The 22,435-nt window shown below is 44.5% G+C and carries 19 protein-coding genes; 14 read left to right on the plus strand and 5 right to left on the minus strand.

Features of this window, described 5'->3' with window-relative positions; translation table 11 throughout:
• Positions 1 to 155 precede the first annotated feature (155 nt).
• Complete coding sequence (locus tag AC1DPK_RS14425; RefSeq protein ID WP_430055866.1) at positions 156 to 1,736, plus strand: ATP-binding protein; 1,581 nt, start codon at positions 156 to 158, stop codon at positions 1,734 to 1,736.
• A gap of 65 nt (positions 1,737 to 1,801) precedes the next feature.
• On the opposite strand, the gene AC1DPK_RS14430 is transcribed toward AC1DPK_RS14425, so the two are convergent.
• Entirely contained in the window at positions 1,802 to 2,623 is an 822-nt protein-coding gene (locus tag AC1DPK_RS14430) for a hypothetical protein (protein WP_076268540.1), read from the minus strand.
• Between the two features lie 176 nt (positions 2,624 to 2,799).
• Positions 2,800 to 3,606: a DUF6597 domain-containing transcriptional factor gene (locus tag AC1DPK_RS14435; protein WP_477510742.1), complete on the minus strand. Its 807-nt coding sequence runs from the start codon at positions 3,604 to 3,606 to the stop codon at positions 2,800 to 2,802.
• Between the two features lie 117 nt (positions 3,607 to 3,723).
• Between AC1DPK_RS14435 and AC1DPK_RS14440 the strand changes: the two genes are divergently transcribed.
• The 6 genes from AC1DPK_RS14440 to AC1DPK_RS14465 all read left to right on the plus strand — a co-directional run bounded on the left by AC1DPK_RS14440 (position 3,724) and on the right by AC1DPK_RS14465 (position 10,900).
• A complete protein-coding gene (locus AC1DPK_RS14440) occupies positions 3,724 to 4,173 on the plus strand; it encodes an SRPBCC family protein (RefSeq protein ID WP_477510743.1) in 450 nt (149 codons plus the stop codon).
• 1,077 nt (positions 4,174 to 5,250) lie between these two features.
• Positions 5,251 to 6,030: a Cof-type HAD-IIB family hydrolase gene (locus AC1DPK_RS14445; protein WP_430055858.1), complete on the plus strand. Its 780-nt coding sequence runs from the start codon at positions 5,251 to 5,253 to the stop codon at positions 6,028 to 6,030.
• Positions 6,031 to 6,310: 280 nt separating this feature from the next.
• A complete protein-coding gene (locus AC1DPK_RS14450) occupies positions 6,311 to 8,074 on the plus strand; it encodes an ABC transporter ATP-binding protein (protein ID WP_477510744.1) in 1,764 nt (587 codons plus the stop codon).
• Positions 8,071 to 9,861 carry an ABC transporter ATP-binding protein gene (locus tag AC1DPK_RS14455; protein ID WP_477510745.1) on the plus strand — a complete coding sequence of 597 codons (1,791 nt, stop codon included), beginning with the start codon at positions 8,071 to 8,073 and terminating at the stop codon, positions 9,859 to 9,861. Before AC1DPK_RS14450 ends, AC1DPK_RS14455 begins: the two co-directional genes overlap by 4 nt.
• Before the next feature lie 12 nt (positions 9,862 to 9,873).
• Entirely contained in the window at positions 9,874 to 10,410 is a 537-nt protein-coding gene (locus AC1DPK_RS14460) for a GNAT family N-acetyltransferase (RefSeq protein ID WP_477510746.1), read from the plus strand.
• Between the two features lie 106 nt (positions 10,411 to 10,516).
• Positions 10,517 to 10,900: a GNAT family N-acetyltransferase gene (locus AC1DPK_RS14465; protein ID WP_076268532.1), complete on the plus strand. Its 384-nt coding sequence runs from the start codon at positions 10,517 to 10,519 to the stop codon at positions 10,898 to 10,900.
• 229 nt (positions 10,901 to 11,129) lie between these two features.
• On the opposite strand, the gene AC1DPK_RS14470 is transcribed toward AC1DPK_RS14465, so the two are convergent.
• From AC1DPK_RS14470 to AC1DPK_RS14480, 3 genes are read right to left on the minus strand one after another with little or no spacing between them, the layout of a single operon-like run.
• Positions 11,130 to 11,651, minus strand: a complete 522-nt coding sequence (locus AC1DPK_RS14470; protein WP_339206296.1) for a GNAT family N-acetyltransferase — start codon at positions 11,649 to 11,651, stop codon at positions 11,130 to 11,132.
• 17 nt (positions 11,652 to 11,668) lie between these two features.
• Complete coding sequence (locus AC1DPK_RS14475; RefSeq protein WP_477510747.1) at positions 11,669 to 13,828, minus strand: ABC transporter transmembrane domain-containing protein; 2,160 nt, start codon at positions 13,826 to 13,828, stop codon at positions 11,669 to 11,671.
• 23 nt (positions 13,829 to 13,851) lie between these two features.
• A complete protein-coding gene (locus AC1DPK_RS14480; protein ID WP_477510748.1) occupies positions 13,852 to 14,376 on the minus strand; it encodes a hypothetical protein in 525 nt (174 codons plus the stop codon).
• A gap of 181 nt (positions 14,377 to 14,557) precedes the next feature.
• Here AC1DPK_RS14480 and AC1DPK_RS14485 point away from each other — a divergent pair, with 181 nt between their 5' ends.
• From AC1DPK_RS14485 to AC1DPK_RS14515, 7 genes are all read left to right on the plus strand, one after another.
• On the plus strand, positions 14,558 to 15,376 hold the full coding sequence (locus AC1DPK_RS14485; RefSeq protein ID WP_477510749.1) for a protein-glutamine gamma-glutamyltransferase: 819 nt from the start codon (positions 14,558 to 14,560) through the stop codon (positions 15,374 to 15,376).
• Positions 15,377 to 15,523: 147 nt separating this feature from the next.
• Positions 15,524 to 16,204, plus strand: coding sequence for a response regulator transcription factor (locus AC1DPK_RS14490; protein ID WP_076268528.1), 681 nt, complete (start codon positions 15,524 to 15,526; stop codon positions 16,202 to 16,204).
• Positions 16,201 to 17,577 (plus strand): sensor histidine kinase, encoded by a 1,377-nt coding sequence (locus AC1DPK_RS14495; protein ID WP_477510750.1) that lies wholly within the window; start codon positions 16,201 to 16,203, stop codon positions 17,575 to 17,577. The genes AC1DPK_RS14490 and AC1DPK_RS14495 overlap by 4 nt, the downstream gene beginning before the upstream one ends.
• Positions 17,578 to 17,802: 225 nt before the next feature.
• On the plus strand, positions 17,803 to 18,669 hold the full coding sequence (locus AC1DPK_RS14500) for an AraC family transcriptional regulator (protein ID WP_076268526.1): 867 nt from the start codon (positions 17,803 to 17,805) through the stop codon (positions 18,667 to 18,669).
• A 142-nt stretch (positions 18,670 to 18,811) separates the two neighbouring features.
• Positions 18,812 to 19,765: an ABC transporter permease gene (locus AC1DPK_RS14505; protein ID WP_477510751.1), complete on the plus strand. Its 954-nt coding sequence runs from the start codon at positions 18,812 to 18,814 to the stop codon at positions 19,763 to 19,765.
• 22 nt (positions 19,766 to 19,787) lie between these two features.
• Positions 19,788 to 20,681 (plus strand): carbohydrate ABC transporter permease, encoded by an 894-nt coding sequence (locus AC1DPK_RS14510; RefSeq protein WP_076268524.1) that lies wholly within the window; start codon positions 19,788 to 19,790, stop codon positions 20,679 to 20,681.
• 59 nt (positions 20,682 to 20,740) lie between these two features.
• Entirely contained in the window at positions 20,741 to 22,390 is a 1,650-nt protein-coding gene (locus tag AC1DPK_RS14515; protein WP_477510752.1) for an extracellular solute-binding protein, read from the plus strand.
• Positions 22,391 to 22,435 lie beyond the last annotated feature (45 nt).

Here is a 22,435-nt window from a genome sequence, read left to right on the forward strand (position 1 = left end):
TTTTTGGGGTCTCGACGCTAATTTTGGAGATTATTGTAGATAATAAGTGATTTTTAATGAATTTGGGAAGGAATATGCCAGGTTAAACTAGAATATTGGATAATGTCCAACAAAATGGAAGCTAGCTGTCCTGGAAAGGTTAATTGGTATACCATATGATAAATAACGATTTAATCATAGAATCACATCGAAAATGCGAGCGGTATGGACTTAATCGTGATGAACTGCCTATATTTACCCAGCGGTTTACGGATGCGGAGCTTAAAGCTCAGCAGGGCCATTATAAAGAAACGATTGAAGTTATCAGCGTGTTTGTTGAAAAATTTTTATCGACCGTTGCAGATGACCCTTTTTTCCTTGCCATATCAGACAATGAGGGGTATATCCTTGAGTTCAGAGGCAATGCTTCTATTATTAATCAGGTGCGCCAGCTAGGTATTGTTGAAGGCGTGCGATACTGTGAAGAGATCGGTACGAGCTCGGTTGATCTATGTTTGCGTGAACAGCTGCCTATTCAGCTCGTAGGCGAAGATCATTATCAGAAAGTACTACATCAGCTAGCTTGTTATACAGCTCCTTTTTTTATGGAGGACAGCGGTCAGCTGCTTGGTTCGATTTCGATCATGACAGAAATTCAGTTTGCCCATCCTCATTTGCTTGCACTTTTATGCACAATCGTTGATTCTATCGAGCGAGAGCTGCTGCTCCGTAAACACAATACACAGCTTCAAATCTTAAATCAGGTTCTTCTGGAAACGGATTATTATGGTGTCATTATTGCCGATGCGCAGGGTGCAATTGTAGAAATAAACAAATACTGCGCTGCGATATTGAACAATTCGGATCATGAAAAAAATGGCTGCTTAGGCACAAGTGTATTTGAAGTCGGCATCATTGGTACTTATTTTGAACGTGTTATGAAACGCAGTGAGTCCTGTGTAGGGATTGAGCTATCTATTCTGGTTGAAGAGAAGCTGCGCTACTACATGCTGGATGTGGTTCCTATCTACGACAGCGAGCGCCAGCTTACGCGGGTTGTCGGCAGCTTGCGGGATATTACGGAAATGAAGATCGCGGAAGAACTGCTTCGCAATAGTGAGAAGCTTGTGTTTGCAGGCCAGCTAGCCGTCAGCATCGCGCATGAGATTCGAAACCCTATGACTACAGTAAAAGGCATGCTTCAATTGTCCAGCAAAACGACGAATCCCCATCACTATAACTTGATGATGTCAGAGCTGGAGCGGATGAATGCGATTGTGGGCGAATATTTAATATTGGGAAGGCCGCAAGCGATTCAGTATAAAGAAGAAGATTGTGATGTTATTTTACAAGAGGTCATATCGGTGTTCGAGCTTCAATTTGAGATGAACGGCATTCAAATACGGAGCGCAAAAGTAGGCGAGACAAAAATTCTATGCGACCGTGATCAAGTCAAACAGGTATTTCTAAATATTTTAAAAAATTGCATGGAAGCTCTGCCCTTCGGCGGAGAAGTTAACATTAAGCTCGATGTGGTTGACAATTATCAACGCATTCAATTTATCGATAACGGCGTAGGTATGACGGATGAAGTGATGCGGCGTATTGGACAACCGTTCCATACGACAAGACGGGACGGGAACGGCTTAGGCATGATGATTGTAGATAAAATAGTATCGTCGCATGGGGGACGATTATCGTTGTCCAGCGAGCTTGGTGTAGGTACTATTGTTGAGGTATGGCTCCCTACTGTATAAAGATGACGAATCATAGATGGAAGCGCGTTTCGGATGCCGAGACGCGCTTTTTTGCTGTGCTTTACTTACTTGATAGCTGCTATTTGCGCGTCGACTTTAGCTATAATGCTCATCGTCTGCTGCTCATAGTTGTATGTTTTTTGTTTCTGCTCGTTAATTTGCTTTGTGTAAGCGAGCATGCGAGTAAAAGAGCTTGAGGTTGCTGTTGAATCGCCTTTTTTCAACACTTGATTCAAAATGGATGTCTCCGTCGTGAACTGTTTCTTTATACTGCTGATGGTGCTCTTGGATGCTTTGATTTTCACCTTAAGCGGGTCGATGCCGCTCAGCAGCTCTCGCAAATCTTTAATCGTTTTGGCGGTGCTCGCTTTGGCTGTTCTAAGCGCCGTTTCTTTGCTGCGTATATCTAGCTTGGCGAGCTGAACGGCAGCTTTAGTTGTTTCGACCTGCGGCTTCAGCGCATTCGTAAGCCATTTATCTTTGAACGATTTGGCGAGGCTCAGCTGTTGATTCAAGGAATCATAAAGGTTGAATAGGGCTTCGTATTTCTTTTTGGTTTGCACGACAGCTGCCTCTAGCTGAACCAGCTTCTCCGCACCAACTTCCTTAATCCGCTTGCGAGTAGCGAGAACGGTCTCCTCGTTTTGGTAATGGAGCTTGTCTATCCGCACATCCCAATCAAGGGTCAGCTTCTGAATTTCTTGCAATTCCGTGTATTGAGACGTTAACTTGGCAGAGGTACCTTTATCCGCGGTTCCTTTCATTTTGTCAAAAGCTGTTTTGGCAGTAACGCTGAATTCAAACGGTGCGGCAGCAATAGTAGCTGGACTGAGAAACGCAAGCAAGAGCGCAAACAAAACTACAGTTAATTTGGAAGCAGATGGCATGATCGATAAAACCTCCTTTGGTTTTGGGCAAACAACGCAAAAAAAGCACCTGCAAGATAGGCGGTATACGCCTTCTCTTACGGGTGCTTCCATCGTAAGCCGTGCTTATTTTTTTAATTTTTATAAATATACAGGATCATTCAAGCCTCAGTCAAATTGGCTAAGCAGCAGGCAAACTACAAAGCTTGTCGCTTTGCATATTCATCTGGCGTTTTCCCAATAATGGATTTAAAGTCCTTAATAAAATGTGATTGATCATAATAGCCAAGCTCTGCTGAGAGTTTAAGTGAATCATAATGAGTGCTCTTATCGATCGCTTCCGCCGCATTTTGCAGTCGGTACAGCTTAATCACCCACTTTGGAGTTATTCCGACATATTGACTGAATAGGCGCTGTAGCTTCCTTTTGTTAATATCGAAGGTTTCGCATAGCTGCTCTACCTTGGTCAGTTCTTGATCTTCGTGTATTCGTGTGATGATTTGATTGACGAGTGTAATCGACTCATCCGGCTGCGGGAGATGACGTAGAAGCAAGGCCTCGGTAAGTGTGATCATGCAAGCAGGATCTGCTGCCAACCTTAGCTGCTGCTCGTACGCGATAGCATCCGTCCCCAAAACAGCCTGAATCGACAACGCTTGGTCCGTAAGCTCTGCTAAAGGCGAGTTTAGAAAAGGATAAAAACCGCCAGGCTGAAACTTAATGCCGAATACTCGTCCTTTGCCTTCAATTTTTTTCGTATACATTTGACTGGCAACGCCATAAATGCCGCTTTGGTGGTCTTCGATAACGAGATTGACGCAAGGATTCGGGACGACATCCTGAAAATAAGGAGCATGGCCTTCTAAATCCCAGTTTATTATCCAGTAATGCTTAATGAATGGAAGGAGAGGATCGGAAGGAGCGTAACGGGAAAGCTGAAATTTTTTCTCGCTCTCACTCCGCTGTAAAATACCTAAACTGCGTTTTTGGTCGATAGTGTTCATTACTATATCACTCCTATTGATCAATTTGTCGCGTTTTTACAATACGATCCTAGCAGATAGTTTTATACTACGAGTAGAAAACATCAACCATTTTAAATAGAAAAAGGAGTGTAACACATGGAGTTTAAATATGAGTTTTATATTGGTGCAGCGCCCGAGAAGGTATGGGATGCATTCGTATCGCCTGAGGGAACGCGTCAAACATTTTTTGGCTGTATTATTGAATCAACTTTCGAAGTAGGCTCATCGCTTAAATATGTTGGGCCAGGTACGGAAGGCGATGAAACCGTTCATATTTATGGTACTATTTTAGCATATGAGCCAAGCAAAATACTTAGCTTTTTGGAGCATCCAGGTCCTTCTTATCGGTCGAATCATGCAGAGTTGGAGTCAAGGATCACTTTTACGCTAGAAGAGGTTGGGGCTACGACGAAGCTAATTTTGGTTAATGACCAATTTACTGAAGACCATCCTTCGATTCCAACGACGGATAGTCAGTGGTGGATGATTCTAAGCAATTTGAAAACCTTTGTTGAGACGGGCAAGGAACTGGATTATGGTTGGTAACGATATGGTTTTAGATATATAGATATTAAATCTACGACTAACTCTAACGGCTCATTCGTAATTGCTGTGTTAATTTAATGCTTCTCGAAAAAAACCTTTATAGAGTCAGTAAGTATTGGGCTGGCTATATAGTATTTTCCATCAACAGAGTTGGTTGTAAAAGACATTTTTTTGTCATCACCTTCAAACAAATCGATCGAATAAAGAAAACCATCTTTCTTACTCTGATCTGAAGAAGGAATAAGTTCTAGGTCTTGTATAGATTGCAGCCACTCTTTAATTTATACTGCATCACGGACAGACTTTTTTTCTCCTGAGGATCCATTTGTTAGTGATACATGATCCACATGTAATATGTTTCCGAGGAAAAGCTCTCGTAATTTTTGGGTTCATCATCAGCCACTGTACAGCCCGAAGCAACTATTATAATGGACATCATGAACAAGGCCATTCTAAACAATTGGATTTCCTCCTCGTTTTATGTAAGGGATTACCTACTAAACGATAAAAGTTCAGTTTATGTTTCCAGGTAATCGATGTGAAAAGAGAATAGTGTAAGTATTTCCAGACTGACAAGAAAGCCTCCAGAGCCTAAAAATGATTGATCATTAAAAGATCAATCATTTTGTTTTATTAATTGAGAACTACCAGCAGCTGCTGGTGGTTCTTTTTGTTGAATTCGGTAAACGCTTGTCGAAGCTCTTAACAACAATAAGGTCAACGGACATGAGATGCGTTATTTTGCGAAATTCCCCATTAATTGCTAAGCTTGCGGACATATAGGCCCTTATTTGGGTTAAAAAGCTCATTTAACAACCTAATCCGCCCGATTAGCGTATCGTATGTCCGTTACCCCGCCACTTTTGCCTATATTTCATGAAATAGCGGATTCTATGTCCGTTAGATTTTACATGTTATGCTGCATGCTGCACGCTGCGTGCTGTGAGGCAAGGCTTTTAATGGCGGGTCGAGCTTGCAAAATAAGGCGAAAGATTTCTTTTCATGGCTTAATTCTTTATACTGTATAAAAAGGACAGGCGTCATACGTCTGCGACTACGGATAGGAGAGAACAGAGAATGGGGTATAAAATCGTTTTTTTTGATATCGATGGCACGCTGATTAATGAGCATAAGGAAATTCCGGCAGATACGATCAAAGCTATTGCGGAACTGAAGGAAAGTGGAGTGGAGCCGGTTATTGCAACAGGAAGAGCGCCTTACTTTATAAAGCCGCTTGCTGAGCAGCTTGGCATCGAGTCATTCGTATGTCTAAACGGCGGATATGTTGTGTACAAAGGAACTCCTCTATATAGACGAGAGATCGAAAAAGGCCGTTTGGAGCGACTTGTAAAGGTTGCAGCTGAGCATAATCATGGACTCGTATTTGAAGGGGAGCATAACTTTTTTGCGGACAAAGAGGATCATCCCTTTATTATAGATTCGGTAAATTCATTAAAGGTAGATCTGCCAGGCTATAACCCGGAATTTTGGAAAACGGATGATATCTTCCAAGTATTTCTACACTGTGAGAGCCATGACGAGCATCTATATGATGGACTGCATGACGAGCTGAAGCTTATTCGCTGGCACCCTCAAGCGATTGATGTTCTTCCCGCAGGCGGCTCCAAAGCTCAAGGGATTGAGGCATTGCTCGAGAAACTCGGCTATACGACTGCCGATGCGGTCGCTTTTGGCGATGGCTTGAATGATATTGAAATGCTGGAGACAGTGGGCCTAGGCATCGCAATGGGCAACTCGCATCCAGACCTGCTGCCATTCGCAGATTATGTAACAACGCATGTGGATGATCAGGGGATTCGCAACGGATTAATCAAGGCTGGTTTGTTAAAGGGATAAGACTGGATTTGTGTGATTATATGCAAAAATAGCAGTAAACAAAAAGCTGACGCGTATTTAAAGCGTTAGCTTTTTCTTGTTAGTAGCCGCTTGAATCTACATCCTCAGATAGAAACGGCGGAATCCTTTCGCTTCCTCTTTAGCCCCTTACCCGTTATAACCTTTAATAATCGTTTTCTGTGCTAAGCGGCTATAACTGTTCTTTACCTTGCCACCAGTCCTCTCCTCATTTTAAGATAAATATGAAATATATGGATGGTGTGTTTGGAGGCAATCGAAAATGAATATCCCCATTAAACAATATTGGAGACTGTTAAGCACTTATTTAAAGCATGAGCGGCAAAAGCTCGTTCTGCTCTCTGTACTGCTGCTTGCCAGCATTGGTTTGCAGCTTTGGAATCCGCAAATTATACGGCATTTTATTGATAGCGCGCTGCAGCCTGGCATTCAGATTAATGATCTTATCGGCAGCGCTTTGCTGTTTATTACAGTTGCGCTACTGCATCAACTCGCTAGCGTTTCCTCAGGCTATATTGGAGAACAAGTCGGCTGGACAGCAACGAATGAGCTAAGAGGTGATTTGGCGAAGCATTGCTTGCACCTCGATCAGAGCTTTCATAAGGAGAGAACGAGCGGTGAATTAATTCAGCGGATCGATGGCGATGTGAATGAGCTGTCGCATTTTTTCTCCAATTTCATATTTGTGCTGGTTGCGAATCTGCTGCTCATAGCTGGTGTACTCGTGTTGATGTTTCGCGAGGATTGGCGCTTAGGAGCAGGCATGACGGTGTTCGTTGTATTGACGATATTCGTGCTTCAACGAATACGAACGGCTTTTTCGCCTTTTTGGGTGAAATCAAGCGAAGTGCAGGCGGAGTTTTATGGGTTTGTTGGCGAGCATTTGGCGGGAACAGAGGATACACGTGCAAATGGAGCAAGCGAGTTTGTGATGAGGCGATTTCATGGACTGCTCCGCAAAATATTTCCGATTACGCTGAAAGCAAGCATAGGCGGATATTCGATGTGGGTATCCACTATTTTTGTATTTACGCTTGGCCGATCACTTGCGTTATTATATTGCGCATATTTGTGGACAACGGATTCGATGAGCCTTGGCACGATTTATTTGGTCTTTACGTATACCGAGCTGCTCAATCATCCGCTTGAGCAAATCCGTACACAAATTCAAGATTTACAACGAGCGGATGCTAGTATTATAAGGGTTAGCGGGCTATTCGCTACGGAATCGAAGCTAAAAGAGAAAGAGATAGCGGCTGATATGCCTGAAGGCGCGCTTTCAGTAAGCTTTTCGAATGTCTCATTCGCTTACACAGGTGAGGACGGGGACGGGGAGCGAGTGCTCCACGATGTCGATTTTAATCTTCAACCCGGTAGAGTGCTCGGTTTGCTTGGACGAACGGGAAGCGGTAAAAGTACGTTGGCCAGACTGCTTGTTCGCTTCTATGATGTGAAAGCAGGGTCTATTGAGCTGGGCGGTACAGATATTAGGGATTATACGCTAGCTGACCTGAGAGGCCGAATCGCGATGGTATCTCAAAATATTCAGCTGTTTCAAGCGACCGTGCGAGATAATCTCACGCTTTACGATCCAACGATTTCGGATGAGCGGCTGCATGATGTATTAGAAGATTTAGGGCTGGGTGCCTGGTTAGCTTCACTTGGCGAAGGGCTTGATACTCAGCTGGCCTCAGGAGGAAGCGGTTTGTCGGCAGGAGAAGCGCAGCTGCTTGCATTTGCCCGTGCTTTTCTCTCTAATCCGGGTCTCGTCATTCTTGATGAGGCGACTTCAAGGCTCGATCCTGCTACGGAAGCGCATATTGAGAGAGCGATCGATAAACTGCTTGAAGGGCGCACTGCCATTATTATTGCCCACCGGCTTGCAACAATTAAACGAGCAGATGACATCCTTATTTTAGATGCAGGAACGCCTGTGGAATCCGGCAATAGATCGCAATTAGCGGCTGATCCAAGCTCAAGGCTATACCAATTACTGCAAACCGGCGCTGTGGAGGTGCTTGTATGAACAGCAAAGAAATGACAACGGTGCAAGCCATGTGGCGGCTTATTTGTTATCGCCCGGTTCTCTATTCTGCCAATGCTATCCTTTGGGCAACCATTCATCTATTCCCGTTGCTGCCCGGCTTAATCATTCAGCAATTTTTTGATTCGCTCACAGGTCATGCCAGCTGGTCGCTTAGCGCATCAAATCTAGCCATCTTGTTAATGGCTGTAGCTGTTGCGAGAATCGTCACGATTTATGCGGGTGCTTTGACGGATACGATTCACCGCTTTAGTATGGGCTCTTTGCTTCGGTGGAACATGCTGCGCTGGATCTTGCGTCAGCCGGCAGCGGCGGCCATTCCGATCTCGCCAGGCGAAGCCGTCACACAATTTCGCGACGATGCCAATCAAGCAGAGGATGCCATCAGCTGGACGCTTGATTTCATTGGCAAATTGTTATTTGCGGCAGCGGCAATCTTCATTTTACTGCGGGTTAACGTCAGCATTACTTGTTATGTATTTCTGCCGCTTATACTCGTTGTATCAGTCACCCAGCTTGCTTCCAAGCGCCTGCAGGCCTACCGTGCCACCAGCCGCGATGCGACGGGCAAAGTTACGGGTATGGTCGGTGAAATGTTCAGCTCGGTGCAGGCCATTCAACTTGCTGGCGCGGAAAAACGGTTTATCGACAGACTTCGCTTATTGAATGGGCAGCGCAGGCAGGCTGCGCTTAAGGATCGATTATTCACCTCTATACTTGATTCGGTATTTTCTAATATCGTGAATATAGGAACAGGATTTATTTTGCTGCTGGGCGCTTCTGCTATGCAGCGCTCGGAGCTGAGCGTTGGCGACTTTGCATTATTCGTCTATTATTTAACGTTCGTGACCGATTTCACTGCGTTTTTTGGCAGATTTTTAGCTACGCTGCAGCAAACAGGCATTTCGTTTAAGCGAATGGTGCAGCTGCTGCAAGGCGCATCAACCGAAAAGCTTACAGAGCATACCCAATTGCAGCTGGGCGGTGCATTTCCTGAAAACCATCGCGCTTCAAAGGAGCAGGAGGAGGCTCCATTTCGTACGCTTTCAGTAAGGGGACTCAGCTATCGGTATAAGGATTCCGGCAGAGGAATTGAAGATATAAGCCTGGAGCTGACAAGAGGCAGCTTCACCGTTGTAACGGGGCGGATAGGTTCTGGCAAAACAACGCTGCTCCGCTCTGTGCTTGGGCTGCTGCCTCCTCAGGCGGGAGAAATTTGGTGGAATGACGAGCGAGTAGCAGATCCGGATTCATTTTTTGTTCCGCCGCGCAGCGCCTATACCTCGCAGGTTCCTAATTTGTTTAGCGAAACGCTTGAAACAAATATTTTGCTTGGTATGCCAGATATACCAAGCCGCACGCAGAAAGCCATTCACACCGCTGTGCTGGACAAAGATATTTTGCAGCTTGAGCATGGACTCGAAACGATGATTGGACAACGCGGCGTGAAGCTGTCTGGCGGTCAAGCACAACGTACAGCGGCTGCCCGCATGTTCGTTCGTGAGCCGGAGCTGCTCGTATTTGACGACTTATCGAGTGCGCTGGATGTGACGACAGAGAAACTGCTTTGGGAACGAGTGGAACAGACGCCGCATGCGGCATGCCTCATTGTTTCCCACCGCAAAGCCGCTTTGCAACGTGCCGATCATATTATCGTCATGAAAAATGGGAAAATAGAAGCGCAAGGCAGTCTACAGCATTTGCTTGCGGTTTCAGCGGAAATGAGATTGTTATGGGAAGAAGAAAATATGGAAGCAGCAGAAGAGTAAGGGGATGATCGAATGCGTGAAGACATGCAAATAAGAGCGATGGAAAGTAATGATGTCAATGTCATTTTCCATGCGATTGAACATCAAGATATTAGTAAGCGATTAGATTATATTGCAAGATGCTGGGAAGAAAATAAAACGGGACAGCGCGTCACCCTTGTCGCTTTCTACAAGGGTCAGTTCGCTGGATGGCTGCATCTGCTGTCACAATCGTATTATCCCTATTTTCAGCAAAACAACATTCCTGAAATAAACAATTTTGATGTGATCCCAGCCTTGCGGCGCAAGGGGATTGGAAATGCTTTGATGGATGGCATTGAGCAGATCGCATTTGAAAAATACGGAATTGTTGGCATCGGTGTAGGGCTCTACCCTAGCTATGGCAGTGCACAGCGCATTTACGCTCGCAGAGGTTATATTCCTGACGGTAGAGGAATTTCGTACGAGAATGTCATTGTGAAGCCCGGCAGCATGGTTCGTGTCGATGATGAACTAGTGTTATACATGGTGAAGGATGCGCCTAATTCCTATTCGGAAAATAGCAAATAGATTGCCCATACGATTCATTGTTCCTCTATCGGGGTAAGAAGTAGTAGACCGATAGCTTGACCATAAGAAGCTATAACTAACAGCTTTCTAGGAGGTGCAGGCAACAATGGATACAGATAGAGACTTGTATGGCGAAGTAGAAGAGGAAATATTGGCACAAAAGCAAGGCAACAGCTACGTTCTGACAACAACCAAAGGAACGATCGGTAAGATCACTTACACGATGGTCGACGTAGATACCTGGGTCATTGACCACACTTATGTGGATGGCGACTATCGCGGCCAGCATTTGGGGCGGCAGCTGCTTGATTTTGTAGTAGAAGAGGCTAGGGAGAAGGGGAGACGGATTATTCCTTCTTGCTCCTATGCGTTAGCCGAGTTCAAGCGGAATCCAGCATATGAGGATGTATGGGATAAAACAAACACGGAATATTCCGATTCGTACAGCTCCAGCGGAGCGGGTGCAGCAAGCGGCGGATTGTCCAACTAATAAGCAATAAAAAAAGAGCTGTCTACCTACAAAGGTGGATGGCTCTTTTGCTGCCTATAACGATTACTTCGCAGTAGTTACTCTAGCTTGTTCATTCAGCTTAAGCAGGTTTGAAAATTGAAGTGGTTTGCGGTCGGTTTTATTGTTTGCATTTATTCTTGGTGGATACATGTAAAGACCTCCTTTAATAATAGAATATATTTACAGTAACATATGGAATAAAGTGGCGTCAATTGTCATTTTTTGTTCGATTTAAGTAGTGAAGAAGTTGGTTGAAATCAGTGGAATAGGCATTTTCTATTTCATGGTACCCATCTCTTTGTCCTACTATAGTCGCAAATTTGGAATAAAGTCTGTTCAGATAGGCATGGCTTGCAAGCGCGTGAAATTCAAATGTCCTGACCTTCGGATTCTCAGCGGCGATATGGTTTGCTAGAAAACGAAAGCCGTTAATGAACAATCGGCCGCTTCGATAGGCGTCGTTTATAATGACGGAATCTACGAAAGCAATTTCCCCTTCGCGAACAGGCTCATATTCCGTAGACAAATATCTATAATGCGCCCATCCAATCGTGTCGCCCTCTAGGCTTAGGATTAGCATTACTTTGGATTGCTGTAGAGACTGTAAAATATGATATAAGGTATCCGGAAGCGAAAACTTGCTGCTGAAATCGGTGCGATGCCTGATGAAATATAGGGCATACTGTGCTAAATCAGCATCATTCTTACAAACGCGGTACTGCGCAAGCATCGATAAGCAACCTCCTTCTATTTTCGTTCCTTCAGCGTTTGCCTGACTCGATTATTGATTTCAGGATGTTTAGATAACACATAATGAAGCCCTTTCCGCTGCAAGGTAAGGAACACGCAAGGCGTAATGGCTGTGATATCGGCTGTACGCGGCACATTGTTAAGCAAAGCAATTTCACCAAAATGGTCTCCGTCCTCTAATATGGCAAGTCGAAGCTTTCCATCAATCGCATTTGCGTCCTTGCGTGATACTTCAACCCGGCCGCGTGCAATTAAGTAAAATTTCTCACCCTGATCTCCGGCATGAATGACAGGTTGGCCTGCGCTAAATGTCTCCGTGTTGAACAGACTTCTAATTTCTTTCAGTACTTCGTTATCAATACCTTGAAAGAAAGGAAGCTTTGCGAGCCTTTCCTCATCAATATCAGCTTCCTGCCCGCTATTTGAAATCAGCATACCATTCTGCTTTTCCCATAATTCTTTATAATAGCCTCCGCGTGCAAGCATTTCCTCGTGAGTCCCAATGTCGACCAGCTCACCTTTATCAAACACAAAAATGCAATCTGCACCTGTTATAGAAGATAAACGATGCGTAACGGTTATTACGGTTCGATTGCGTGACAAATCCCTAAATGTACGGTTAATAGATGCCTCAGCTATCGGGTCTAGCGCAGAGGTAGCTTCATCCAACAATAATAGTTGGGGATCTTTTAATATCGCGCGAGCAATGGCGAGCCGCTGCCGCTGTCCTCCAGACAAATTAGACCCATCATCCAGCACCAGCGTATCGTAACCATTTGGCAGCGTCATGATGAACACATGAATTTCAGCTTGTTTGGCAGCTTCTATGATTTCTTCCCTCGTTGCCGTTGGTTTGCTGATGCGAATATTGTCCATAATGGAACCTCGAAAGAGAAAGTTATCTTGAAATACAACCCCGAGCTGATCTCGGTAAGAGCTTCGACTTAGTTCCTGCATGGGAATACTATTGATTTCGAGTTGACCTGCACTCGGGTCATAGAAGCCCAGCACCAGCTGTACGAGCGTGCTCTTGCCAGAGCCGCTAGAGCCTACGAATGCAGCCGTTGTTCCAGCTTTAATATGTAAATTAATCTTTTTCAGTGCTTCCTGCTCCTCGTTATAGCGAAAGGAAACGTCTGAAAAGCGAATATCCGGCAAATGATTTAGGGGGCTCGTCATAAGTGCTTTACCCGTTGTTTCCTTAGGCGCTTGCAGCAGCTTATTCATTCGCTCGATGCTGACGGAAGCATCCGTGAAGACTGGAATCGTTGCGGTTAAATTAAAAACGGAATTTCCCATTGAAGTATACATCGTGAAAAAGGCAACCAAAGCCCCGATCGTAATATGCCCGTGAAGTGCGAGATAAGAGCCAAGCCCAATAATGGATAAATTGATCAGGAGTAAGCTGATCAGCGGAATTCGCTCCAGCTGAGCGTTAATCACATTTTTTCGATAGTGAATGAGATACATCGTTTGCAGTCTGCCCACAAATTTATGTGTCATCGCCTGCTGGAGATTAAAACCTTTGACTACTTTTTGCGCTCTAATGTTTTCCTGTATGTCGCCTGTTAAATGATCGAGTTGCTCCTTATGAGCGACGTTAATGGCTTGAGCGCGAGCGCCCAGCAAGTAAGGACCGGCAAAAATAAGGGCTGCCCCAAACAATATAGCTAGTGCCATACTCCACTGCAAATAAAATAAAACCGCGGTGCTAATGACTACAACGGAAAAAGATTGTATTCCTACCGTCAGAATTGCGTTCATTGCTCGCTCAATGGCAGGAAGATCGACTGTGAAATAGGAGAGCAACTCACTTGAGCGCGTCTTCTGGAAGAAAGCGAGGTTCACTTGCTGCATATGCTCAAATAATTGTTTGCGCAAATCCTGCTGCACCCTTGCACTCAGCTTGGCAAGAGCATAATCGCTGAAAACGCCAGCGCTGAGGCAGAAGATGCCGCTAGCCGCCAGAATGATGATGATAAGAGAAAAGGCATGCAGGTCCTTGGGAAGGATGGCTTTGTCGATTAGAAATTGAAAGCTCAATGGAGCTAATGAAATGAAGATGAGATCCAAAAATAGCGTAACGAAAAAAAATATAGCCAGAGGCTTGTAGGCACGCATATAGCCTGCTAAATGCTTAAGAACAATAAATACCATGACGGATTGTGCTCCTTCTGAGCTTAAAAATAAATTTCATGAGGGTATTTCATCACATCATCGTGCCAATGGGTGAACTCCATAACATACTCTTCAATAACGCCATGATCCGAATCCTGAACCGCCACTTTCCTGGCTGACTTCGCGCAAAGGCGCTGAAGATTCGGCTGTGCGGGTATCCAGAACCGAAGCTCTGTAACAGGCTGTTTCAACTGCGCTAAGTATTGAGCGAGAAACTGTGAAGCTTGGAGAAACAATCGGGTGCTTCGATAGCTTTCCTTAATAAAAACCGTCTGAATCTGAACGATATGCTCATTTTCATAGTTTTGATCTCCGGTACCGTGTATGTACCCAATTGCGCCTATGATTTCATCATCGGGATTGCGTAATAATATAGATTCTTTCTCCATAAACAGCGGGCTTGAAAGGTAGCTGAGAGAGACAGGAAAGGAATAAGGCAGGTTTAGCTGCACGAAATGTTCCAGCAAAAAAGTGATGTAGGCCTCTTGATACTTGGCAGTAGAGCAAATGTTGAAATAATAGCTCATAGGCTTAATTACCTTCTTTCAAGATAATGACCAAATTATACCATGATCTGACAATGAACAGAAGATTGATTGTGTATTCGACAACATTTGCAGCGTCCCTATTCCGCATCCATACTCACATTTTTTCAATTTATACGTACAATAACCTAATCGATTTGGAATGAAATGGAGGAAAACTAAGGTGATACTTGTTGCGGGTAGTCCTACGTTTTCGATTAATCCTTTGACGTTATCGGAGATTGAACGAAAAATACTGCAAGAGAAGCAGAAGAGCCAGGTTGTCTATCGCTATCCATCGGTTGATGCGCTCGAATTTGAGCTGAAAACGCGCATGCATACGGTTGAAGCAGCCAAAGCGCTATATGCCAGTGGAGTGAGCTTTGCGACCTTTGCAGGGTCAAAATGCAATGAGCAATACTGGACGCGTACGGAAAACGGCGGCTTTCAGCTAAAGGGAGGCGTACTGCCTTCGGTTGGCATTAACGATATTTTTGAAAATGGACATTTGTACGGCTTTGAATGCGCAGGCGCTATTATCATTATCTTTTATAAAGCAGTGCTTGATACGGTTGGCGATGCCGTGTTCAACGCTTATTTTAAAAACCTGTTTTTAAGAGACTGGCAATACGACCGTGATTTAAGCTTAATAACTACCTATGATAAAAATGAAGCCTACCCTGGCGACGCGCTCTATTTCAAGAACCCTGATCATGATCCCGATACACCCGAATGGCAAGGGGAGAATGTCATCATGCTGGATGATGATTTGTATTTCGGCCATGGCATCGGCATTGAATCCGGCCAAGATATTATTAATGCGCTGAATCGCATGCGCTATGAGAATGCCTCTATATCTGCCTACTTGCAGGATATTGTGGTACATCCAGATTATGAATACTTGCGCGGCTTAAACGTTAGGGACGTTTGGTGGGATGGGGGAAGTGGTTCCGAACAGCTCGGCATTGCGGCAAGAATAGGCACGGGTTCGGTTAGATATTAAAATGATTCGGGTCTTAGAGATAGGTGAAAAGACACCTGTAGGAGATGCGTTTGCTGCTCTCGAATACAGGTGTTTTCGCTTCGCGTGCATGGAGGAGTATAATGGAAACAGCTATGATAAATATGATCATTTGTAGGGAGCAAGCCAATGAGAATGCATGTGTTAATTGTAGATGATGATCCTTCCATCCGGGAACTTTTGCGTTTTGTTTTGGGCAAAGACGGCTATGTCGTTCTCGAAGCGGAAAATGGACAAGCAGCGTCCATCTTGCTTGAGAATGAACAGGTGCATCTTGCTGTCGTCGATATTATGATGCCCGGTAAAAATGGGTACGAGCTGTGCCGCGAAATCAGAGAGCATTATGACATTCCCGTTATGATGCTGACTGCAAGAGCGGAGATGGAGGACAAGGAGCAGGGGTTTGACTCCGGGACGGACGATTATTTAGTTAAGCCGTTTGAGCCAAAGGAGCTTTTGTTTCGTATAAAAGCGCTGCTGCGCCGCTATCGCCTTGTATCCTCTGAGGTTATTAAGCTCGGGAACGTCTCCATTGATCGAAGAGGCTATGAAATTAAAATAGGTGATGAAGTGATTACCCTGCCGCTGCGGGAATTTGAGCTGCTGTCACAGCTTGCAAGCCACCCAGGCCGCATTTATACACGGGAACAGCTTATTCAGCTCATCTGGAGCGCGGATTTTAAAGGAGACAGCCGCACGGTTGATGTTCATATTAAAAGGCTGCGCGAGCGCTTCGCGGATTGTCAGGACGATTTCACGATAACAACGATCAGGGGTCTCGGCTATAAGCTGGAGGTGCATGAGGGATGAAGTCGCTGTATGTTCGAATTGTGTTCACGTTTGTGATGGTTGCTATGATTAGCCTCATTCTAGGCTTGCTATTTACGGGGCTGTACTATCAAAATAATCAGCAATCCAGCAATGAGCAAAAAATGATCGCGATCGCTCAAAACATCAGCACCCAATATGAGCAAAATCCGCAAATGGATCTGGATAGCTATCTGACACATATTGCAGCACTTGGCTTTCAAATTTATTTGGTTCATGACCATTTGCAAGGACAAGCCTACGGCTCGCCGTTCAAGCATGGAAAGCTGAGCGAGCAGCAAATRCAATCGGTGCTGGACGGAGCTATTTATCGGGGGCTGGAGGAGCAGAAGGGACGGCTGGAGCTGTTCTCTTATTTCAAAAATAGTGTTTTGAACACAGCGGGTATGAGAGTTCAGACGCAGGATGGGTATGCAGCGCTGTTTATCCGCCCTGACTTGCAGCAGCAAATTGGCGAAATACGTATTATTGCAGCGATATTGATCGGTGCTACCTTCGTCATCAGCTTGCTGTTAATTGTGTTCTTATCACGCCTCATTGTGAAGCCAGTCAATGAGCTTACGAGAGCAACGAAAAAGATCGTTGCAGGTGATTTTGAAGCGGGGCTGCAGCTCTCGCGCAAGGATGAGATCGGCGAGCTGGCACGCAACTTCTCGGTGATGTCGGTGGCGATTAAGCAGCTGGATCAGATGCGGCAAGAATTTGTGGCGAATGTCTCGCATGAATTTCAGACGCCGCTTACATCTATGCAGGGATTAGCCCGGGCTGTGCTCGATAAGGAAACGACGCCGGAGCAGACGGATAGCTATATGGCCATTATAGAAAAAGAAAGCAAACGTCTATCCCGCATGAGCAAGCAGCTTCTAACACTTGCTGCGCTCGACAAGGATAATAAGCCGCTCCATAAGACAAACTTTCGATTAGACGAACAGCTGCGCCAGCTGTTAATTACACTCGAGTGGCAATGGTCGGAGAAAAATTTGTATTTGGAGCTTGAGCTGCCGGATACGACGATCCATGCTGATCAAGAATTGCTCTATGAGGTGTGGTTAAACCTGATTGCCAATAGCATTAAGTTTTCGGATGCAGGAAGGCCGATCAGCATTAAAATAGTGGAGAGCGACGTCATTACTGTTGTCATCGAAGATCAGGGAACAGGCATATCAGAGGATGATCTCCCATTCATTTTTGACCGTTTCTATAAGGCGGACAAAGCTCGCAATGATGCTACTTCAGGCAGCGGGCTTGGACTCTCTATCGTGCAGAAATTGGTGGCTTTGCATCAAGGCAGTATCGCTATTCAAAGCAAGCGGGCAGTTGGAACAACGGTTACCGTTACCCTTCCGCGAGCTTAAGTTATTATGTAATTATCGTTGTCAATATAGAAAATACCTCATTCCTTTAAATATAAGGGGAATGAGGTATTTTTATTTTGTAAATATGTATCTTTTATGTGAGGTTATTCGGTTGCAAATCTTGTAACATGAATAAAAAAAGGTTTTTAATTGTTTAATCTTATGTTAGTTTTATGTCATTTACATGCTTTGTGAAGCTCATTTTCATGCTGAGGAGTGGTTTTTATGACAGAGTTGTTAAATATGGATATTCCGAAAGAAAAGCTCATATTGGCTAAGCATTATCCCATTCAAGTATTGGAAACGATAGGCGTCAACGCGACCTATCAGAAGCTTCATTGGCATGATGTGCTTGAAATCAATTTAATTAAATCAGGAACCGGCTATTACATCATTAACGGGCAAACGTTTGAGTTTCAAGAGGGTGATATTTTGCTTATTAACTCGAATGATTTGCACTGCGCTTACGAAACGAAGGATTTGGTCATGCAAGTGATCTGCTTTGATGCGTCTTGGCTGCTAAATATTGTCCGTTATGATTCAGAAATTTTGCATCCCTATAAGGAAATGGGGGTCCATTTCACTAATTTGCTGGACCGCAATGAGCCTCATATGAACGAGCTTAGAAGCCTGCTTCTTGAAATTCAGGATGAGCATGATCAGGAGCAAACCTCTTACGGTTCTTTGGTTTATTCAAATTTAATCCGCTTTCATGCATGCGTAAATCGTTACTTCCGCAGAGAGGGGTTAAATCGGGGAAAGGACAGCATCGGCGCAAGGCAGCTGGACAAAATGCGCAAGGTCATTTACGACATGCAAAAAAACTTTGCATATCCATGGACGCTTGAGGAACTCGCAGGACTTGTTTACTTAAGCCCCTCCCGTTTTAGCGATATTTTCCGGCGTACAGTAGGGACGCCTCCGCTGCTTTATTTGATTCATATTCGCTTAGAGCATGCCGTCATGCTGCTCGAAACCAGCGATATGAAAATTACAGAAATCGCACTGGAATGCGGTTTTCGCAGCTTATCTAATTTCAACCGTTTATTTAAGAAGCACATTGGCTCCTGCCCGAAAATCGCAAGAGGCTAAATCATATGGAAACAGTAAGATAGTGTTAGTTATCAATCGTTTAAGAGGAGAATCAACACAGCGGAAAAGATAAAATAAACACATGACGAATGGATAACGCATTTATGTTACTTTAACTAACATTAGAAAAAAGGGGGGGAGCATGCTGCGAACAGATCTACAAACCAAACAGCATGTGTACAAGCAGCCCGGGCAGACGAAACGCTTTATCAAACAATGGGATATTCAGCTCATGGTTATACCAGCGTTGCTCTTCATTTTTGTCTTTAACTACATTCCCATGTATGGGGTGCTGATGTCTTTTCAGGATTACAGCATTTTCAAAGGGTTCATGCACAGTCCGTGGGTAGGGTTTAAACATTTTGAAATGTTTTTTAATGCTCCTGAGTTTTGGGTGGTTATGCGAAATACACTCGTCATCAGTTTGCTGAAGCTGGGTATTGGATTTCCAGCGCCAATCGTATTGGCACTGATGCTGAATGAGATTAATAACCGTACGTTTAAACGAATTATTCAGACGGTTAGCTATTTGCCTCATTTCTTGTCATGGGTTATCGTATCGGGCTTCGTTATATCGATGTTATCCACCGATAACGGAAGCTTAAATATGCTGCTGGAATCCGTGAATCTCATTAAAGAGCCAATCAATTTCTTATCCTTGCCGGAGTATTTCTGGGCGATCCTTGTCACAACCGGTGTTTGGAAGGAAATTGGATTTGCTTCTATCGTTTATTTAGCTGCTATTGCAGGCATTAACCCGCATTTGTATGAGGCGGCTTCAATTGATGGAGCCAGCAGAGTGAGACAAATTGTTACGATTACGATTCCATCGATTATGCCCGTTGTTGTTGTGTTCTCGATATTAGCAATTGGCAACCTGTTGAATGCCGGATTTGAAGATATTTTGCTGCTAGCTGGAAACCCGGTGCTGCGCGACGTAAGTGATGTTATCGATACTTATGTGTATAGGCTGGGTATTCAAAATTCCCGTTTCTCTTATGCAACGGCTGCCGGTCTATTCAAAGCAATTATTAGCGTCGGCTTATTAGCAGGAGCAAACTATTTGGCTCGCCGATCAGGCAACAGCTTGTGGTAAAGAGAGAAAGGGCGGCGAAACGATGAAATTATCCTTTGGCGACAAAACATTTATGGCAGTCAACTATTTTCTATTGTTTGTGTTAGGCTTCACAGCCTTCTATCCATTCTGGAATGCTGCAGTGATTTCCTTTAATGCGGGAACCGATACGATGCTCGGTGGAATTACATTTTGGCCGCGCGTCTTCTCGCTAGACAATTATGAGGTCGTTTTCAAGGACAAACGACTTATAGATGGATTTATTATTTCTATTCTTCGTACGGTCATAGGTACGCTCCTATCCATTGCAGCAACAGCGATTTTTGCTTACGGAATGAGTAAGCGAAATTTAGTTGGACGAAAGTATTACATGATCTTTTGCGTGTTGACCATGTACTTTAGCGGCGGCTTAATTCCAAGCTACCTGCTCATTCGTGAACTTCATTTGATGAATTCGTTCTGGGTTATGATCATACCGGGAATTATCAGTGTATGGAACATGATCATTTTCCGAACCTTCTTTCTTGGCATACCGAATGGACTCGAGGAATCGGCACAAATTGACGGCTCCAGCAACTGGGGTATTCTATTTCGCATTGTTCTTCCTCTATCGGGGCCTGTCATTGCAACGCTTTCGTTGTTCACGGCGGTGTATCACTGGAATGATTGGTTTTCACCGAGTCTTTATATTTCAGATATTAACCTATTGCCGATTCAAACGAAGCTGCAGCAAATATTGAACTCCAATATTATGCTGGAACAAATGTCCCAAATGGATTCAGCGGCACAAGGCCGAATGAGTGCAATGAAGGCGGTAACTTCAAAGTCGTTATCCATGGCAACCATGATGGTGGCGACCGTTCCGATTTTATGTGTGTATCCTTTTGTGCAAAAGTATTTCGTGAAGGGTGTTCTCGTTGGTTCTTTGAAGGAATAACCAAGGGTTTAAAGCGTCAGCTTTAACCATAGATAGACAAGCAGAAGGGAGTTTAAGCGATGGCTAAATTCAGTAAAGCTTTTCATGCAGCATTGTCAATCACACTTGTCGTTGTACTTGCACTAACAGGATGTTCAAGCAATAATGGTGCGAATTCCGGGGTAAAGGAAGGAACCGACAACAAGCCGGATTCAAGTAAAGCTGCGTTTGTGCTGGGGGATCAACCGCTCGAGTTTTCTTTTTACGGCCATTATGATTGGTATACGATGCCTCCTTGGGGCGACGATTTATCGACGAAATGGATTAAGGAGAATAAGAAAGTAAATGTGGTGCCAATCAGCTCAGGAGGCAATGCGAAACAAAAGTTCAACACGATGATTGTAGCGGGAGAGCTGCCTGATGTGATCTGGATGGAGCGCAACGCAGACGTAGAGAAGCTGCGCTCGGAAGGAATGCTTGTTGCTTTTGACGATTACTTAGATAAATATCCGAATTTAAAGAAATGGGCTGGTGAGGCTACGCTTGATATGCTTCGCTCTTCCGACGGCAAGCTGTATCAGTTTCCGAACTGGTATACGACGCAGCCTAATGGCAATGCAGGTTATTTGGTAAACAAGAAGATCTATGATGAGCTTGGCAAACCGAGCTTGGAAACGACGGACGATCTTTATGCTTACTTGAAGCTGGTGAAAGAGAAATATCCGGATGTAGTCCCTCTGGAAGTAGGACAAAGCGCTTCGGGTATCGATATTATGGCATCCGCTTTTGCTGAAAACCGTCCTTATACGTACAATGCAATGATGGCTGTACCGTCAGGCGATAAGCTGGTATCGATCTTTACAGATCCTGTCTACCGGGAATCGATTCAATACGCAAGCAGATTATACCGTGAAAGACTGATTTCGCAGGATAGCTTTACGCAAAAGGCAGAGCAGGTCGAGCAGAAGATTGTAACGGGAAAAATAGCAGTTTACGCGGCTTCCAGCCCGACGGAGTATGGTGCGAAGGGCAATGCGCTATTGGCGGCCAAGGACCCAAGTGCGGGGTATTTCATTACATGGCCGGTTCATAAAGCGGGACTTGATAAAAACAAAATATTCCCTGGCGATTACAAGCAGCTAGGCTGGAACGTCAGTGTCATTACGAAAGCGGCCAAAAACCCAGAAGCGATCTTCGCATTTTTGGATTGGTTCACGGGTCCAGAAGGACAGCGCCTTAGTATGTGGGGACCAGAGGGGATTTATTGGGATGGAGTGGATGCTGATGAAGCGCCATTGTTCACCGATAAGTTTGTAAATGACGTGGAAGAGCGCGAGGCATTAATGGCTTCAATCGTTAACTTTCAATGGGTAGGAAATACGGTATATGTAGACAACTCGAAGATGAAGTTTGAATCTACGCTGCCTGTGGAGAAACGGAGCTGGGAAACGTACTGGCAATCGGAAATTACGTGGAAAACGCAGCTCGATACGACAGAGTTCGTTAACTTGGACCCTGCTGGAGATACAGATGAGGGCATCGTTGGTTCAAGCGTATTCTCCATCTATGAGAAGTCGAGAGCGAAAGCGATTATGAATGCATCCTCCGATGCAGAAGTTAATCAAATTTTGGATAAGGCTGAAGCCGATGCACAGCAAGCTGGTTATGAGAAGCTTTTGAAATACAAGACAGAGAAGTGGCAAGAAAACGTAAGCAAATTAAAAAAATAGTGGTTTTAATTACAGGCAAGCTGGCTTCAACTGCAGCAGTGGGAT

The sequence above is a fragment of the Paenibacillus sp. 01T424 genome (genome assembly GCF_056398745.1).